The organism is Collinsella sp. CLA-AA-H302 (genome assembly GCF_040093305.1).
Classification (GTDB): Bacteria; Actinomycetota; Coriobacteriia; order Coriobacteriales; family Coriobacteriaceae; genus Collinsella.
In genome coordinates this window covers 135,289-152,417 of the sequence record NZ_JBBNJW010000002.1, presented here as the reverse complement: position 1 = coordinate 152,417, position 17,129 = coordinate 135,289, and the positions used below count along the sequence as shown (strand labels likewise).

Sequence of the window (17,129 nt, the reverse complement as noted above, 5' to 3'; positions counted from 1 at the left end):
CGAAACTTATATAGGTACCTATTTGTTTTCGCAGGCTTGCGTGGGCTGCGCGGGCTTATCGCCCGTCACATCCAGCCCATAGCGAAAGCTAATAGCATCGACGGGGCACGCGCCCACGCATTTGCCGCAACGAATGCACTCGGCATGGTTGGGCGTACGCGTAACGTCCACGTCCATTTGACACACCTTGGCGCACTTGCCGCACGAGACGCATTTGCACTGGTCAACCTGGATCCCCAGCAAAGACACCTTGTTCATGAGCGCATAAAACGCACCGAGAGGGCAAATCCATTTGCAGAAGGGGCGGTAGAACAGCACGCTCAGCACTGCAACCACAATGAGGATCGCGAGCTTCCAGGTAAAGAGCTTTCCCAGCGCGGAGCGGATTCCCGTATTCATGATGGACAGCGGAATCGCGCCCTCGAGCACACCCTGCGGGCAGATGTACTTGCAAAAGAACGGGTCGCCCATACCCACATCGTTAACCACCAAGACGGGCAGCAGCACCACGGCAAACAGCAGCACGGCATACTTGATGTACGTGAGCGGCTTGAGCTTTTTCGTGGAGAGCTTTTTGCCGGGAATCTTATGCAGGAGTTCTTGCAGCCATCCAAACGGGCACAAAAAGCCGCATACAAAACGCCCCAACAGCACGCCGATTAGAATGAGCGTTCCGGTGACGTAATACGAAAAGCTGAACTTAGACGATCCCACCACCGACTGAAACGACCCGATGGGGCACGCACCCGAGGCCGCCGGACACGAGTAGCAGTTGAGCCCCGGCACGCAGACGGCTTTGCCCGCCCCCTGGTAGATGCCCCCCTTGGCAAAGTTAGGCAGGTGAATATTGGTCGCAAGCGTCGCCGCCGCCTGAATCAATCCGCGGAATCTCGCCAAAAGATGCGATGCAGTGTTTTTTCTTTTATCCAATTCCGATACACTCCAAGCACAGCCTGATTGCCTTGGCCAGCACGGCATCTGCCTCGCCGCGCATAACGCCAAAGCACACCATGGCTACCCCAACGATCAGCAAAGCCACCTGTGCCACAGGCTTAATCGCTTTGAACAATCTGACCACTCCTTTCGTTTCGCGACCCATTGGACCATACCGACTATAAAATCCGTGTTAAGCGTGAATGACTATGCAAGGAGAACGTTATGCGCATCTTGGTCGTCGAGGACGAGCGGGCGCTGTGCGATGCGATCGCACGCAGCCTGCGCAACTTGGCCTATAGCGTCGACTGCTGCTACGACGGGCAGCAGGCCCTCGATCTGCTCGATGTCGAGACCTTTGATCTTGTCGTGCTCGACCTCAATCTCCCCCATGTCGACGGCATGACCGTGCTCAGGCAACTCAGAATTACCGATTGCGAGACCAAGGTGCTCGTGCTGTCGGCCCGCGGCGAGGTCGCCGACAAAGTAGCGGGACTCGATGCGGGCGCCAACGACTACCTCACCAAGCCGTTCCATCTTGACGAGCTGGCAGCACGTATCCGCAGCCTCACGCTCAGGCGCTTTACGCAAAGCGATGTTGTCCTGACCTGCGGATCGCTGAGCTTTGACACCAAGGCGCGCGTCGCCTCAGTGGGCGACGAGGCCTTATCCCTCACACGCAAGGAGACCGGCATCTTGGAATACCTGATGCTCAACCAGGGTCGACCGGTAAGCCAGGAGGAGCTCATCGACCACGTATGGGATACCAGTGTCAACAGTTTTAGCAACGCGACCCGCGTGCACATCTCGTCACTGCGCAAAAAGCTGCGCGGCGCGTTGGGACATGACCCCATCCGCAACCGAATCGGCGAGGGCTACGTTATGGAGGACGGCGAATGAAGCGACTGTCCCTGCAATGGCGCATCACGTTGATGACAGCTTTGCTGATATGTTTGACCTGCGTACTTATTAATTGCCTGGTTGGCTACTCCGGCATGCGCTACATGGACTCAATCGGTACTGAAATGTCGGAGCATAGCAAGGCGGAGGCGGCCTCGCCCAACTCGTTCGACCCGACGAGCAAGGAGCTCGACGACGATCTGACCATCGTCGTGAGCGACGCCCAAGAATCGTTTGGTGCGACGAGCTGGTACATAACCGCAGCGGTGACGCTACTCGGTGGCGTGCTGGCCTACTTTGTGAGCGGGCATGCGTTGCAGCCGCTGCGTACCTTTGCAGCGCAAGTCGAGAGCGTGCGGCCCGACAACCTCGCCGACACAAAGATCAGCGAAGATGTGCCCTCTGAGCTTAGGCGTTGCAGCGCGTCGTTTAACGACATGATTGCCCGCCTTGACGAAGGTTTTTCTGCACAAAAACAGTTTACGGGCAATGCGGCGCACGAGCTGCGCACGCCGCTTGCGCTCATGCAAGCTCAGGTTGAGCTGTTTTGCGCCGAGCACCCCGACGCCGATGCAGATACAGCGCGTCTGCTCGGGCTGCTGCAAGAGCAGACCGAGCGAATGACGCACATGACAAAGACCCTGCTCGAGATGAGCGAGCTGCGCAGCGTCCCCTGTAACGATGCGATTGACCTGGCGCCGATGATCGAAGAAGTGCTCACCGACCTGGCGCCCCTTGCCGAGCAAAAGGGCATCGCGCTCGCAAGCGAGGGCGACGCGCAAACGACCGGCAGCGACACGCTGATCTATCGGCTGCTGTTCAACTTGGCCGAAAACGCCATTCGCTACAGCACGCCCAACTCGACCGTGCGAATCAGCGCCCACGCCGAGGGCGACCGCGTGCTGCTACGCGTGCGCGACCAGGGGCCGGGCATTCCCGAGCAATACCAGACGAGCATCTTTCAGCCCTTCTTTCGCGTCGACAAATCGCGTAGCAGGGCATATGGCGGCGTGGGACTGGGACTTGCGCTGGTCTGGGAGATCGCCGCACTCCACGGCGGCTCCATCGAGGTCGAAGAGAGCTCGGAGCGCGGAACGACCATGCTCGTGACTCTTCCCGCGCATAACATCGAAGATGTGACAAAGGGACTGCCCCTTTGTCACATCTGTTAGTTCGCAGGATACGTGAGGCCCAAGATGCACGAAATTGGGCGAAGCGCCAGCAAAAAGCCCCCGCTTCCAAACGGAAATGGGGGCTAGGTGAGTTAGCCTACTCCCACTCCACCGTGCCGACGGGCTTCGGCGTGAGGTCGTAGCACACGCGGCAGATGCCGGGAACCTCGGCGGTGACGCGAGCGGTAATACGCTTGAGTAGCGCCCAGTCGAGCTCGGGAACCTCGGCAGTCATGACATCGACGGTGTTGATGCAGCGGATGATGCAGGGCCAATCGTAGGCGCGCTTGCCCTCGCGCACACCGGTTGCGCGGAAGTCGGGCACGACGGCAAAATACTGCCAGATGGTCAGACCGGCCTTGTCGATCTCCTCGCGCACGATGGCGTCGGCTTCGCGCAGCGCCTCAAGACGGTCGCGGGTGATGGCACCAAGGCAGCGGACGCCCAGGCCGGGACCGGGGAACGGCTGGCGCTCAACCATATTCTCGGGCAGGCCGAGCTCGCGACCCACGACGCGGACCTCGTCCTTGTACAGCAGTTTGACGGGCTCGCAGAGCTCAAACTGCAGATCCTCGGGCAGACCGCCCACGTTGTGGTGAGCCTTCACGCCGTCTTGGGACTCCAGGATGTCGGGATAGATGGTGCCCTGGGCGAGGAAGCTGACCTCATCGCCAACCTTGCGGGCCTCCTCCTCGAACACGCGAATGAACTCGGCGCCGATAATCTTACGCTTGGCCTCGGGCTCCTCGACGTCCACGAGCTTGTCCAGGAAGCGATCTGTGGCGTCAACGTAAACCAGGTTGGCATCCATCTGATTCTTGAAGACGTCGACGACCTGCTCGCTCTCGCCCTTGCGCATCAGGCCGTGGTTAACATGCACGCAAATGAGCTGCTTGCCGATGGCCTTGATGAGCAGGGCCGCGACAACCGAACTGTCGACACCACCGGAAAGAGCCAGCAGGACCTTTTTGTCGCCGACCTGCTCGCGGATTGCAGCGACCTGCTCTTCGATGAACGCCTGGGCAAGTTCGGGAGTGGTGATACGTACCATGTCGTCGGGACGCTTGTTGGGATCCATGCAGAGCTCCTTCTCGGTTCGATGGAAATGCGCCGCGCGTATGCAGACGCACCGTCATATGACCTCATTATATGCAGAACGAGATACGTTTCCCATCGCTGCGACAGAGCTTTTTGCAGGGGCGGCAGTTTTTCTATATCCCAAGGTCAGCTAGACTTCGGTAGCCACCTTGGGAGCATCGCCAATAGACTCTTCCTTTATACGTTCGGCACAATCGTAGGCGATACCCACAAATTCCAGTCCCGAGCAACAAGAGTACAATTGCTGCTAGTGTTGCCAGCTGTTGGGAGATGGAAGATGGACTGCGATGGCTACCCATGCGTTCCCATGCCGTTGATGTGCACCGCCTTTGTGCCGGGGCAGATTGACGCTGCGGTTGCAGGCATTTCCGACCCCGATTCACGCGCCATCGCCACGGCAGAAGCGCTGTACTTTCGCGGACAGGCCGCACTCGCCGCCAAGACAGCACGCCCCTATCTTGACGCCACCGACCCCGCGCTGCGCTATTCCGCATGCTTTATCTGCGGATATGCCAGTCTGTCGCTCAACTGTATCGCCGACGCCCGCCGGTGCCTTGCTGGCATCCTCGATACGCCGGCCGACGAGGAATCGTCCGCCGTCCACGCCACGCATATCCTGTTCGCCTCGGCCGCGAGCGTCCTGCTGCACCTGCCTTCCCCGTATTCTGCCGAAGAGTTTTATCCGCTTGCGGCGCATCTGCCCGAAGGCCTGCGCCTGTTCGCCAGCTACGTGATGGCGCATGCCCTGTACCTGCGCGGCGAATATGGCCGCAGTCTGGGCATGGCGGAAAACGCCCTGATCATGAAACAGGGAAGCTATCCCATCTCGGAACTGTTCCTGCACTTGTCGGCTTCCATGGCATGCATGAGCCTCAAGGACATCGACGCCGCAAAAACGCACTTCGGAGCTGCTTGGAACATTGCGCGCCCCGACGGCCTTATCGAGCTCATCGGCGAACACCACGGCCTTTTGCAGGGGCTTATCGAGGCATGCTTAAAATCGCAATACCCCGACGATTTCGCTCGCATCATCGAGATTACGTATCGATTCAGCTACGGCTGGCGGCGCATCCACAACCCCGATTCGGGCGAGGACGTTGCCGACGATTTAACGACCACAGAGTTCACCATGGCCATGCTCGCCTGCCGCGGATGGACCAACGCCGAAATCGCACGCCATATGGGAGTATCGCCGGGCACTGTCAAAAACCGCCTATCCGGCGTATACGCAAAGCTTGGCATCGGCACACGCGCCGAGCTGGTCGCGCATATGTTGCGTTAGCGACCGGGCTGCCAAGCGTATCGAACGCGTTCCGGAACCCGGCACTTCGCTCGATCATTTTGGACATTTTGGCCATCGAACGGCACTACCGCCACGGGGCGCCTTCTCGCAAAATTGGATTATTTCCTCCGATATTTGCGGGATGGGAGCCCAAAATGCTTGATCGCCGTTCGTTACTTATCGCCGGAGCATCCTCACTGGCAAGCATTATGTTGCCGCGCGTGCCGGGAAGCGCAAACGCCTTCATATTGCCGTTCACGCCCACCGAAGCCTATGCCGACGAAAAAGATCCCTTCAAGGTCTTGGTGCTCTCGCGCACCATGTTCGGCGTGGTGGTGGTCGACGTCGCCAACAAGAATACGCCCATCGCGGATGCCCAGGTTACACTCACATCGCGCTATGCCGCAGGCAAGCAACTCACCGCCACGACCGATGACGAGGGCACGGCCATCTTTGAGGTCGCACCGCTTTCGGAAGGCTACGTGGACGAGGCAACGCTTCTCGACGCGTACGACTTTAACGGCGGCATCTCCATTAGCATGGCAGGCTACCGCGATGTCGAGATTCCCCTCGCGCGTATCCAGGGTGGCACCGCCATAACCGCGCCCACGCGTCCGCTTTCCGACGGCGAGCCGTACTTCCGCCAGCTCACATTCGACGAATGGGACATCCAGTACGCCGACGCTACGTTCATGGCATTGCCGAAGGACGACACAGCAAACGACCAACCCGATACGCACACCTTTACCGTGCAGGCACATTTGCCACAGGGCGGACAGGCAACGCTGCGCATTAACAAAGTGACGCCTGCCGCGGGCAGCTCACCCGAAACCGTCACGCAGATTGGCCAAGTCAAGGCCAGCGCATCAGGTTCGGATAATCTGGCAACGTTCACGCTTGAAGACACGTTCCTCGATGCAGCTTCGGGCCTTCTGGAAGAAGGGTGCAAGCTGCGCTTTGTGCTCGACTACCGGGGCAAAACCTACACGCTCTCCTCCCCCATGGCCGTTGCTGCCGCGCCGGCGGCAAAGGCGGAATCCGGATCGACCACTATCGTCCCCACCACCATGGACCAAGAAATTACTCCGTTTGATTTCCCCGCGGCGTTTCCCGGCATCGGTGGTAATAAGTTCACGTGTTGGATGCCCACATTTCCGATCCTCTTCGATTTCTCGTTTGCTGGATACGTGCTGTTTGGCGGAGGATACAAACCAGCCAGCTATATGAACGATTCGGGCAATCCGGATCCGGAATACTGGAAGAAATCGCCGCGCGAGTCGGGCGCCAAGCAGGCAAACCGGTACCTCGACGAAATGGAGGGGAAGTGGAATCAGTACAAGAGCATGAGTGCCGGTTCGGGCACCGATCCAAGGAACACCAAGCTGCTTCGCCATCACTGCACGCTGCTGTTTACGATGGATATCGCCACGCAGCTGTACGGATCGCTCGCCTACGACTGGGTGGGCAAAACCTGGGGCGACAACAACGATCCCGCATACGGCAATATTAAGGCCCTCTTCCAGGTAAAAACCGACCTCAACTGGACCGAACAGTTTACCTTGGGACCGGTGCCGTTTTTCCTAAACGTCAACCCCTGGGTGCTAGCGAAGCTGGCGCTCGCCGTGGGTGCCCATACGCACGGCAGCGGCGCGGCTTTTTTTAAAAACATTTCGCTCGATTGGTCAAACACGTCGGGCTCGTTCACCATCCAGATCGGGCTTGCCGTCACCTTTGGCGCCGGCGTTGCAGGCGTCGCTTCGTCCGCCGTGCGCGGTGCCGCGTCCCTCACACTGTTCATTGGATACGAGAAGGCGGACGGTCACCAGCTTCCGCGACTGCGCGTGGGTGCGGACGTCGATGTCGATGTGATACTCCAGTTCGTAATGTTCAAGTGGACTACCAAGGCATGGTCGGGGTCGTGGCCCACGCTCGCCGATTCGTGGAATATGTCAGTGAACAATGGCGACCAGTATGTGCTCAAGCGCTCTGAGCTCGCATTGGGTGGAGATACGCCTTACACGCTGGATGCCCGCTTCGGCACGCCTGGCAACATCGAGGCGGGCGGCGTGCCGCAATTTATCGCATCGGCCACCATCGTCACCAACGCCGAGCTGCTCGCACGCGCCGAGGTTGCAGCCACCGCGACAAACGTCGCGTCTACCGTACGCGATTGGGACCGGGCGGTCACGCGCATTGAGCTCGAGGCAGACGCGGAGAGCGACGACACGGGACAGGTCGAACATTTCGTCCACGCGCTGATAGAGAATGACGAAAACGCCGCGCCGATGTATAAGTACACCTACATCGGTCAGGCAGTGAACGCCGTTGTTGACCCGAACGCCAATTCTGCCGGCGTGTCGGAGGACGAGCGCGGCGGCATAAAACCCTCGAGCGACAACGTGCTGTTTGCTGGCGTGCTCAGCGATGCTCGCATGAAGCTGGCAATGATTGCCGGCGCAGAATGTCTGTTCCGTATCGCCTCGGTACGCTACGGCGACAATGGCCGCTCGCGCCTGGTGGTGCACACAAAGGCAAACGGCACGTGGTCTGCTCCCACGCCCGTGGACTTTCCCCTTGGGTTTGGCGAGGGCGACGTGGAGCGCGACGGCACATACGATTACGACTTCGACGTGGTGGAATATACGGACGGAAGAGGAAACCAGGACGCCTACGTGCTGCTGGTCTCGGGCGAGCGCCCCGCCGGCGACAATACCCTTTTCGATACGGCAAGCACAGCCGGCATACTGTCCGTTGTTCGCCTGCGCATAAGTAATGACGAGATCCGCGTGGTGTCGCATACGTCATGGCGCAGCATCTCGCGCGGCCGCCTGCAAGAGGATGGCTACCATTGCCTGCAGTGCCCGCGTATCACGGTGGGCAAGACGCTGGTCGACGGGCGTCTGTCGGGCGCCTACCTCCACCGCCGCGGAACCACCGCAGAAAAGGCGCTCGGCAGCGAGGCCGAGGTTGCGCTGGAATGCTTTACCCTGTGGTCGGATGATTTGGGCGACAGCCTGACGTTCCGCCAAGTTCTTCGCTTTCCGCAGGCACCGTCGAGTATCGAGCTGAGCGAGCCCGAGAATATCAACGGCAAAATGGTGGTGCCCGTTGCGTACGAGACCGCAGACGGTTGCGGCTGCGCATCGTACGCCGTGATCGGCCAGTCCATTGCGGGCTGGGGCGTTATGCCACCAGACGCCACGGTGCCCCATGCGGTGCCGTGGCCACAACATTCGGGCTTTTTGGCCACCGTCAACGAGCAGTTGCAGCATATTACTTGGACGCGAGGCGCATCGGCATTTGCAACGCAGCCCGTGGGTGCCGCAGGCTGTGGCCCGGCATCGTTTAGCGTAAGCAACAACGGCAGGTGCGCGCTCTATGTAGAGAACACCGATGGCAAGGTGGGGCAAACCTGCGACGAAGAAGGCAACCCGGTAGCAGTGATGGGCAAGCACTTCCGCATCTTCGCCAGCACCTTGGCTGGCGATCTGTTCACGGAACCGTTCGTGATGTGCGAGCTGGACCATCCCGTCGATCAGATAACGACATTTTTGACATCGGGAGGCGTGCTCTCCGCGCTCGCCACGCACATTGTGAGCGCGGAGAAGAGCGAGGCAGAGCTACGCGGCATCGAAGTGCCCTTGGTGGCGTGCGCCACTCCGACGGGCGCGGTCGCTACCTCGGGCGCGGTGGTGCCCGGAGCAGCAGGCGAATCCTTCATGGTCACGGTGCGAAACGACGGCAACACTCTGCTGACCGCCGGCACGATCGATCTGTACCGAGAGGGCTCCAGCCAGCCGTTCTCCAGCGCATCCATCGGATTCAGAGCGAACGCACGCATGGCTTCGATCTACGACCCAGAGCTTGCCGAGGACGCTTCGGCCAACGACATGGCACGCGTGAAATACGCGCTCGAGACGTTGGGCACACGTTTTGCAACGCACCCGCTGGTAGCCGACAACGGCAACGCCGTGCTGGCACCGGGTTGCACGGCACAGTTCCGCATGAGCTTTGCCATCCCGGAGAGCTGGGGCGACGAAGTGGGCAAACGCGTAACGCTGTATGCGAAGGCACGTGACCTGGTGGCGCTCGATCCCGTAACGCTCGAGGAAATTCGACCGGGCGCAAACTCGACACTGGGTGCCGTACTGCACGAGCTTCATGTGCCCGATGCGGCATGCGAACGCTCAGAAGTTCAGGTCGGCGTATGCGACAGCGCGGATACGACCGGACTTCACGACGCCCCGATGGCAGCAGGCGGCGATGGTGGCTCGAGTGGCGGCGGTACCGACGAGGGCGGCGGCTCCGGCGGAAGCAGCTCCGGCAGTGGCAAGGACCACGGCAATAACAAGCGCTCCGGAAAAGCGGGCGCACTTGCGGGCACGGGCGATGTCAACGCTCCCCTTACGGCAGCCGCTGCAGCACTCGCCGCGGCAGGCGCCGGCCTCGTCGCCTACAGCGCCCGCCGCACGGCGCTCGAAAAAGACACCGCCAATGAGGTCAATTCGGATAGGCCTCGCTAGCTCCTAGCTGCTTTTACGAGAGACGCCGACTCGGCTCATCGAGCACCAAAAAGGGCTGGCCCCGATAACTCGGAGCCAGCCCTGAGTCGCCTGACGTAAGAATCGCGGCGTTACTTGAGCTTCAGTGCCTCCATCATGGGCACGGCGGCGTCCCAATCGATCTTCCAGCCAATCGACACGCGGACGGTTTCACCCGTTGCGGGAGCCGTCGCAAACAGCGTATGGCCGTTGTCGGGACCGGTAAAGCGCAGCCACGTTATGCCGTTGTACTCGACCTGGTCGGTTGTCGTCTCCTTGCCTTCGTAGACCTGCTCTAGGCTTGCAACCTCTTCCTCCGGCGAGCGCGGGAAGATGCTGATGTTCAGGCGTCCTCCAGTCTCGTCGTGGAAGAAGTTTGCCTTTTCGCGCTCTTCGTCGGACGAATCCAGCGTGTACCCATCGGCGGCCTCGATGCTGTACGATGCGCAGTCGATGCCCGTTAAATCTGCCTTCTCGCCAGAATCGGCCACGCCGCCGGCCGCCTTGAACTCCTTGGTCTCGCATCCCGTGGTGTCAAAGTGCATGGCCTCATGATTCTTGGCGGGGGCGTAAGCGTCTACGAACTCGACAGTGATGGGCCCGTAGTACGCCGTCTTGGGCGCCCAGAAATACACGTACTCAACGGTCTCGCCCGGGCCGATATCTGGCCTCTCGGAAAGATCGATGCCCTCGTGAAGCTCATCGGGTGCCTCGCTTGCAACGTAGTCGAGCACGGCCGCCTTGCCGGAAGTAAACAACGGGTCACCCGCCTCAAGATCGCCCTGGGCAGCATGCACGTTAAAGGAGTCAAACGTCCTGTTCTTTGCATTGTTGTTGGTGATCTTGACGTGCAGGTAAAAGCCGTCCTGCAGCTTAGCGTCGCCGCGATAGAACGTACCGTGAGCCACCGACTCATAGGTTATGCCAGCCACCTCGACCGTCTGCGACTCATAGGCCTTGGCCTTCTCGGACTTCTCCTGCACAGGTGCGCTCCCGCCCGAGCCACTCGGCGCATTACCGCCGCAGCCGGCAAGCGTACACGCCAGCACGGCCGAAAGCGTCACGGTGGGAATTCCTAACAGCAGCTTCTTTGTCATGGGCTTCATCATCCTCACCGCTCCTTTCGGCTTGTAGCTCATCCGTTGCCCGAGTCGCAAGTCGACTCCGTGGCATCGGCTTCCACTATGAGCGTATGACGAAACGCGGCGCCGGCGAAGTGACCCGTGGCCCAAATAACGACCCATCAGCGTTCCTTATGGGCCAAAAGGACTCGCACATGCACGCCCCCGGCCCATAAAACGAGACACCTGTCCCAATGTTCGATTCGGAACAACAATCCGCACGACACGTTTTACCCGTTAATCCGAACGATTGTTCGATGGATTTCGTGTTGGTTGGAATCGCCTATGGGCTGGGCTATGCTACCTTGACTATCTACATGACTAAAACGCAGCAAAGGAGCACCGAGAGAGCGAGTATGGCAAAAAACACCGCAAACTATGGTAACGACAGTATCCGCCAGCTCAAGGACGAGGAGCGTGTACGCCTGCGCCCCGCCGTCATCTTTGGCTCGGACGGGCTCGACGGTTGCGCGCATGCCGCCTTCGAGATCCTGTCCAACGCCGTTGACGAGGCGCGCCAGGGCTACGGCAAGCTCATCACCCTTACCGCCTTTCGCGATGGCTCCATTCAGGTAGAGGACAACGGCCGTGGCTGCCCGCTCGACTGGAACCCTTCCGAGAAGCGCTTTAACTGGGAGCTCGTCTTCTGCGAGCTCTACGCCGGCGGCAAGTATAACAACAACCAGGGCGGCGACTACGACTTCTCGCTCGGTACCAATGGCCTGGGTTCGTGCGCGACCCAATACGCCTCCGAGTACATGGACGTCACGGTTTGGCGTGACGGTAACAAGTACTCCCTGCACTTTAAGAAGGGTAAGGTCGTCGGCGCCAAAAAGAAGGCACTCGAGATTGAGCCCAGCGATGAGGGCCGTACCGGCACCACTATCAAGTGGCGCCCCGATCTTGAGGTCTTTACCTCGATCAGTATTCCCCACGAGTGGTATCGCGAGACCATGCGCCGTCAGGCCGTGGTCAACGCTAACGTGACCTTCCGCCTGCGCATTGAGGGCGACGACGGCGAGTTCTCCGAAGAGGACTTCTGCTATCCCAAGGGCATCGAGGACTACGTGCTCGAGAAGGTCGGTACCGACTACCTTACCGAGCCCTTCTTTATCGAGGCCGACCGCCGCGGTCGCGACCGCGAGGACCTGCCCGACTACAACGTTAAAATCACCGCATGCATGTGCTTCTCGCGCACCTTCATGATGCAGGAGTACTACCACAACTCATCGTGGCTCGAGAACGGTGGCTCGCCGGAAAAAGCGGCTCGCAGCGCTCTGACCAGCGCCATCGATGCCTACATCAAGAGCCAGGGCAAGTACAACAAAAACGAGAGCGGCATTAAGTGGCAAGACGTCCAAGACTGTCTGGTACTGGTGACCAACTGCTTCTCCACCCAGACGTCTTACGAAAACCAGACCAAGAAGGCCATCAATAATCGCTTTATCCAGCAGGCCATGACGGCCTTCTTTAAGGAGCGCCTCTCGACCTACCTGATCGAGAACAAAGACGCCGCCAACAAGATCATGGAGCAGGTGCTCATCAACAAGCGCTCGCGCGAGAATGCCGAAAAGACGCGCCAGAGCATCAAGACCAATCTGCAGCAAAAGACCGACATGGCCAACCGCGTGCAGAAGTTCATCGACTGCCGCTCCAGGGACAAGAACCGTCGCGAGATCTACATCGTAGAGGGCGACTCGGCAGCAGGCGCCATCCGCACCTCGCGCGATGCCGAGTTCCAGGGCGTCATGCCCGTCCGAGGCAAGATCCTCAACTGCCTAAAGGAGGACTACCCGCGCATCTTTAAGTCCGACATCATCATGGACCTCATGCGCGTGCTGGGCTGCGGTGTGGAGATCAAGGACAAGCGCATCAAGAACCTTGGCGCCTTTGACCTGGACAACCTCAACTGGAACAAGGTCATCATCTGTACGGACGCCGACGTCGATGGGTACCACATCCGCACGCTCGTGCTCACCATGCTCTACCGCCTGGTACCCACGCTTATCGACGAGGGCTACGTGTATATCGCCGAGTCGCCGCTCTACGAGATCAACTGCAAAGAGAAGACCTACTTTGCCTACACCGAGCTCGAGAAAAACGGCATTCTCAAAGAGATCGGCGACCAGAAGTGCTCAATCAACCGCTCCAAGGGTCTTGGTGAGAACGACCCGGACATGATGTGGCTCACCACCATGAACCCCGAGACGCGCCGCCTGATCAAGGTGGAGCCCGAGGACGTCACCAAGATGGAGACCATGTTCAACCTGTTGCTGGGCAACGACGAGGCGGGCCGCAAGCGCCATATCTCCGAGCACGGCAAGGAATATCTGGATCAGCTGGATCTGCAGTAGCAGCAAATCGATAACGACGGCCCATAAGAAGTTCAAGAGGAAATCGTGGCAAAGAAGAAGACGAAGAACCAGCCAAAGAAAAAGCAGGTCAACGCCGAGAACGTCATCGGCCTGCACTCCGAGGTCACCGACCAGCCGATTACGCAGACGCTCGAGGTCAACTACATGCCCTACGCCATGAGCGTCAACGTCTCGCGTGCATTCCCCGAGATCGACGGCTTTAAGCCCTCGCACCGCAAGCTGCTCTACACCATGTACAAGATGGGCCTGCTCAAGGGCGAGCGCCAAAAAAGCGCCAACATCGTGGGCCAGACCATGAAGCTCAACCCGCACGGCGATGCCGCGATCTACGAAACGATGGTGCGCCTGGCGACGGGCAACGAAGCGCTGCTTGCCCCCTTCGTGGAGTCGAAGGGTAACTTTGGCAAGTACTATTCGGGCGACCTGAGCTACGCCGCCTCGCGTTACACCGAGGCCAAGCTCTCCCCCATCAGCGCCGAGATCTTCAAGGACATCGACAAGGACCCGGTCGACTTTGTCGACAGCTACGACGGCGCCATGAAGGAGCCGCGCCTGCTGCCCACCACGTTCCCCAACATCCTTGTCTCGGCCAATAAGGGCATCGGCGTCGCCATGGCGTCCGACATCTGCGGTTTCAACCTCAACGAGGTCTGCACCGCCACGATGCACTACCTGCAGGATCCCGACTGCGACCTGCTCGAGTACATGCCCATGCCCGACTTCTCGACCGGCGGCGAGATTATCTACCGCCGCGAGGAGATGGAAAAGATCGTCGAGACCGGCCTCGGCAGCTTCCAGATCCGCTCCCGCTGGCGTTGGATTCCCGAAGAGCGCATCATCGAGGTCTACGAGATTCCCTACACCACCAAGACTGATGTCATCATCGAACGCATCGTCAAGCTCTCCAAAGAGGGCAAGGTCAAAGAGATTGCCGACATCCGCGACGAGACCGACCTCTCGGGCCTGCGCATTGCCATCGACCTTAAGCGCGGCGTCGACCCCGACAAGCTCATGGCCAAGCTCTATCGCTCGACCACGTTGCAGGATTCGTTCTCGTGCAACTTTAACGTGCTGGTCGACGGCTATCCCCGCGTTATGGGTGTGCGCCAGATTCTGCACGAGTGGGTCAAGTGGCGTATTGAGTCCACTCGTCGCCGCATTAATTTTGACCTGGGCAAAAAGTCCGAGCGTCTGCACCTGCTGCACGGCCTCGAGGCAATTCTGCTCGACATCGACAAGGCCATCGCCATCATCCGCGGCACTAAGCTCGAGGCCGAGGTCGTGCCAAACCTTATGAAGGGTTTCGACATCGATGAGACCCAGGCCGAGTTTGTCGCCGAGCTCAAGCTCCGCAACATCAACGAGGAGTACATTCTCAACCGCACCAAGGACATCGCTAAGCTCGAGGGCGAGATTGCCGAGCTTGAGGAGATCCTCTCCAGCGAGGAGAACATCAAGAAGGTCATCAGCGACGAGCTGGCCGCGGTCAACAAGAAGTACGTGATGCCGCGCCGCACGGGCAGAATTGAGCCCCATGAGGTCATCGAGGTGAGCCTGGAGCCCGAGGTCGAGGAGTACCCGGTGACCATCATGCTCTCGCGCGATGGCTACCTCAAAAAGATGACGGACCGCGTGCTCAAGAAGGCCGCCACGCTCAAGTACAAGGACGGCGACAAGCCCTTTATCGAGTTCCCGTCCGCCAATACGCACGAGCTGCTCGTGTTTACCAACAATAGCCAGGTATACAAGTGCAAGGTCGCGGCGTTCGAGGACACCAAGTCGGCTCAGCTGGGCTCGTACCTGCCGACCGATCTTGAGATGGAACCCGACGAGAGCGTGATTTGGGTCATCGACCCCGAGGACTATAAGGCCGACGTGCTGTTTGTCTTTGAGAACGGCCGCGTGGTGCGCGTCGCACTTGCCGGATACATCACCAAGACCAACCGCAAGCGCCTTAAGAACGCCATCTACGGCGGCAGCAAACTGCTGTATGCGCAGGTACTCAAGGAGGATCGCGACCTCGCGCTGGTCTCGAGCGACTACCGCCTGATGAACTTTAACACGTCGCTACTCAAGACCAAGACGACCACCAACACGCAGGGCGTCCAGGCCTTTACGGCCAAGAAGGGCCGCTCGGTCACCACCGTCGGCACGACCGAGGAAATCCTCGGCGCCGGCGTCTCGGCCGAAAAGTTCACTGCGCAGAGCCTCCCCTCTGCCGGTGCCCTCATGAAGGAAAACGACATGCCGAGTTTGTTTGACTAGGACGACGGCAGAACCGCCATAAGCTCTTAAAACGGTGGGGCCCGGAGCGCAGCAACATCGCGCTCCGGGCCCCACTCGTTGCAACGTAGTCGGAATAACAGAACTCCCCGTTTTTCACTCCTGCAATCCCACGACACAAGGCGTGTTAAGCCGTTAGCAAAACTTGCAAAAGTTAGCAAAAGATGCAAAAATTAGCAAAACTTGCAAAGGAGCTACCATGGAGTACAGCAAGAACCCCTTTACCCCAACATTTGGAAGCATCCCTCCCTTTCTAGCGGGTCGCGAGCATATCCTGCGTGACATCAACCGTGGCTTTATCAATGGCCCGGGAGATCCCAACCTGTCGACCATTTTTACTGGCGCAAGGGGAACGGGCAAGACGGCGCTTCTCTCGCTCCTTTCAGAAACGGCGCTTGAACACGACTGGATCGCAGCAAATGTCTCCGCCATGCCAGGCATGCTCGAAGATATTATCGAGCGAACCAAAGAAGCCGCAGATAGCTACCTCTCACAGCCTCACGCGCGCATAAACGGCGTTCAAATTGGTCCAGTGAGCATCGATTGGACATATGCTCAAGAGGCCCAGGGCAACTGGCGCACACGTATGAACAGCATTTTCAGGCAGCTCGAGAAGCATGACATCGGGCTTCTCATCACTATCGATGAAGTCACGGTCGATCTTGATGAAATGCTCCAATTTGCCTCTGTCTACCAACATTTTGTACGAGAGGGCAAAAAGGTAGCCCTTCTCATGGCGGGGCTACCCTACAAAGTATCGGCGCTGCTGCGTAACGATTCCGTCTCGTTCCTCAGGCGCTCCCAGTACCATCAGCTGGGACGAATCACTGATGTTGAGATTGCAAATGCATTTCGTAAAACCATTGAAGCAGGAGGACGATCAATCACGCCAGAAGCACTCGAGGATGCCGTGAAGGCCGTCGACGGATTCCCCTATATGATGCAGCTCGTCGGATATCGCACTTGGGATGTTTCGGAAAACTCGCCCAAAATCAGTACATCCGATGTCCAGCAGGGTTCTTTGCTTGCCCGTATGGAGCTGCGCGATCGAATTCTCGAAACGACCTATCGGGAGCTTTCCGATAAAGACATTGAGTTTCTGCTCGCGATGCTGCCCGATTCCGGCCCCAGCAGGGTCTCGGAGATAGCCAAGCGCATGGGCGTCGCCAGCAACTACGCAAGCCAATACAAACGCCGCCTCCTCGAGGACGGCGTTATCGGGGAACGTGGACGTGGCCTCGTCGGCTTCGACATCCCCGCGTTCAGGGAATTCTTGAGCGAGAAGGCGTTTTAGCACACCGGAGTTGTCCGCTGGAGCATCGTTGAATGACAATCAGCATTCCTCTTGGTAAGGACAACAAGCATTTCCACCAACGCCGATTGCCATGCGTTCTTCTTGTTCATAGCTGCGCCGCCTGCCTAAA

The 17,129-nt window shown here is 59.1% G+C and carries 11 protein-coding genes; 7 read left to right on the top strand and 4 right to left on the bottom strand.

What is annotated here, in order from left to right; genetic code table 11:
• Window positions 1-18: 18 nt before the first annotated feature.
• The gene (locus AAAV21_RS01955) at window positions 19-930 is read right to left on the bottom strand and encodes a 4Fe-4S binding protein (RefSeq protein ID WP_349107080.1); all 912 of its coding nucleotides are present in this window, start codon (window positions 928-930) and stop codon (window positions 19-21) included.
• Window positions 923-1,069, bottom strand: a complete 147-nt coding sequence (locus tag AAAV21_RS01950) for a CD1871A family CXXC motif-containing protein (protein WP_197032205.1) — start codon at window positions 1,067-1,069, stop codon at window positions 923-925. The genes AAAV21_RS01955 and AAAV21_RS01950 overlap by 8 nt, the downstream gene beginning before the upstream one ends.
• 89 nt (window positions 1,070-1,158) lie before the next feature.
• Between AAAV21_RS01950 and AAAV21_RS01945 the strand changes: the two genes are divergently transcribed.
• Together AAAV21_RS01945 and AAAV21_RS01940 are read left to right on the top strand one after the other, a co-directional pair.
• On the top strand, window positions 1,159-1,833 hold the full coding sequence (locus AAAV21_RS01945; protein ID WP_349107079.1) for a response regulator transcription factor: 675 nt from the start codon (window positions 1,159-1,161) through the stop codon (window positions 1,831-1,833).
• 125 nt (window positions 1,834-1,958) lie between these two features.
• Entirely contained in the window at window positions 1,959-3,005 is a 1,047-nt protein-coding gene (locus tag AAAV21_RS01940) for a HAMP domain-containing sensor histidine kinase (protein WP_349107077.1), read from the top strand.
• A gap of 97 nt (window positions 3,006-3,102) precedes the next feature.
• Here the strand turns inward: AAAV21_RS01940 and guaA are convergent, their stop codons facing one another.
• Entirely contained in the window at window positions 3,103-4,083 is a 981-nt protein-coding gene (gene guaA / locus AAAV21_RS01935) for a glutamine-hydrolyzing GMP synthase (RefSeq protein WP_349107075.1), read from the bottom strand.
• Window positions 4,084-4,380: 297 nt separating this feature from the next.
• Here guaA and AAAV21_RS01930 point away from each other — a divergent pair, with 297 nt between their 5' ends.
• A complete protein-coding gene (locus tag AAAV21_RS01930) occupies window positions 4,381-5,385 on the top strand; it encodes a LuxR C-terminal-related transcriptional regulator (protein ID WP_349107073.1) in 1,005 nt (334 codons plus the stop codon).
• Window positions 5,386-5,540: 155 nt separating this feature from the next.
• The gene (locus AAAV21_RS01925) at window positions 5,541-9,908 is read left to right on the top strand and encodes a hypothetical protein (RefSeq protein ID WP_349107072.1); all 4,368 of its coding nucleotides are present in this window, start codon (window positions 5,541-5,543) and stop codon (window positions 9,906-9,908) included.
• Window positions 9,909-10,018: 110 nt separating this feature from the next.
• Here AAAV21_RS01925 and AAAV21_RS01920 read toward each other — a convergent pair whose 3' ends face one another.
• Window positions 10,019-11,035, bottom strand: a complete 1,017-nt coding sequence (locus tag AAAV21_RS01920; RefSeq protein WP_349107070.1) for a hypothetical protein — start codon at window positions 11,033-11,035, stop codon at window positions 10,019-10,021.
• Between the two features lie 368 nt (window positions 11,036-11,403).
• Here AAAV21_RS01920 and AAAV21_RS01915 point away from each other — a divergent pair, with 368 nt between their 5' ends.
• From AAAV21_RS01915 to AAAV21_RS01905, 3 genes are all read left to right on the top strand, one after another.
• Window positions 11,404-13,401, top strand: coding sequence for a toprim domain-containing protein (locus AAAV21_RS01915; protein ID WP_349107069.1), 1,998 nt, complete (start codon window positions 11,404-11,406; stop codon window positions 13,399-13,401).
• A gap of 45 nt (window positions 13,402-13,446) precedes the next feature.
• A complete protein-coding gene (locus tag AAAV21_RS01910) occupies window positions 13,447-15,687 on the top strand; it encodes a DNA gyrase subunit A (RefSeq protein WP_349107067.1) in 2,241 nt (746 codons plus the stop codon).
• Between the two features lie 217 nt (window positions 15,688-15,904).
• Complete coding sequence (locus AAAV21_RS01905) at window positions 15,905-16,999, top strand: ATP-binding protein (RefSeq protein WP_349107066.1); 1,095 nt, start codon at window positions 15,905-15,907, stop codon at window positions 16,997-16,999.
• Window positions 17,000-17,129: the final 130 nt, after the last annotated feature.

Coding starts and splice junctions, on each gene's coding strand:
- AAAV21_RS01945 (WP_349107079.1), top strand. CDS start 1,159: ATGCGCATCTTGGTCGTCGAGGACGAGCGGGCGCTGTGCGATGCGATC.
- AAAV21_RS01940 (WP_349107077.1), top strand. CDS start 1,959: ATGTCGGAGCATAGCAAGGCGGAGGCGGCCTCGCCCAACTCGTTCGAC.
- guaA (WP_349107075.1), bottom strand. CDS start 4,083: ATGGATCCCAACAAGCGTCCCGACGACATGGTACGTATCACCACTCCC.
- AAAV21_RS01930 (WP_349107073.1), top strand. CDS start 4,381: ATGGACTGCGATGGCTACCCATGCGTTCCCATGCCGTTGATGTGCACC.
- AAAV21_RS01925 (WP_349107072.1), top strand. CDS start 5,541: ATGCTTGATCGCCGTTCGTTACTTATCGCCGGAGCATCCTCACTGGCA.
- AAAV21_RS01920 (WP_349107070.1), bottom strand. CDS start 11,035: ATGATGAAGCCCATGACAAAGAAGCTGCTGTTAGGAATTCCCACCGTG.
- AAAV21_RS01915 (WP_349107069.1), top strand. CDS start 11,404: ATGGCAAAAAACACCGCAAACTATGGTAACGACAGTATCCGCCAGCTC.
- AAAV21_RS01905 (WP_349107066.1), top strand. CDS start 15,905: ATGGAGTACAGCAAGAACCCCTTTACCCCAACATTTGGAAGCATCCCT.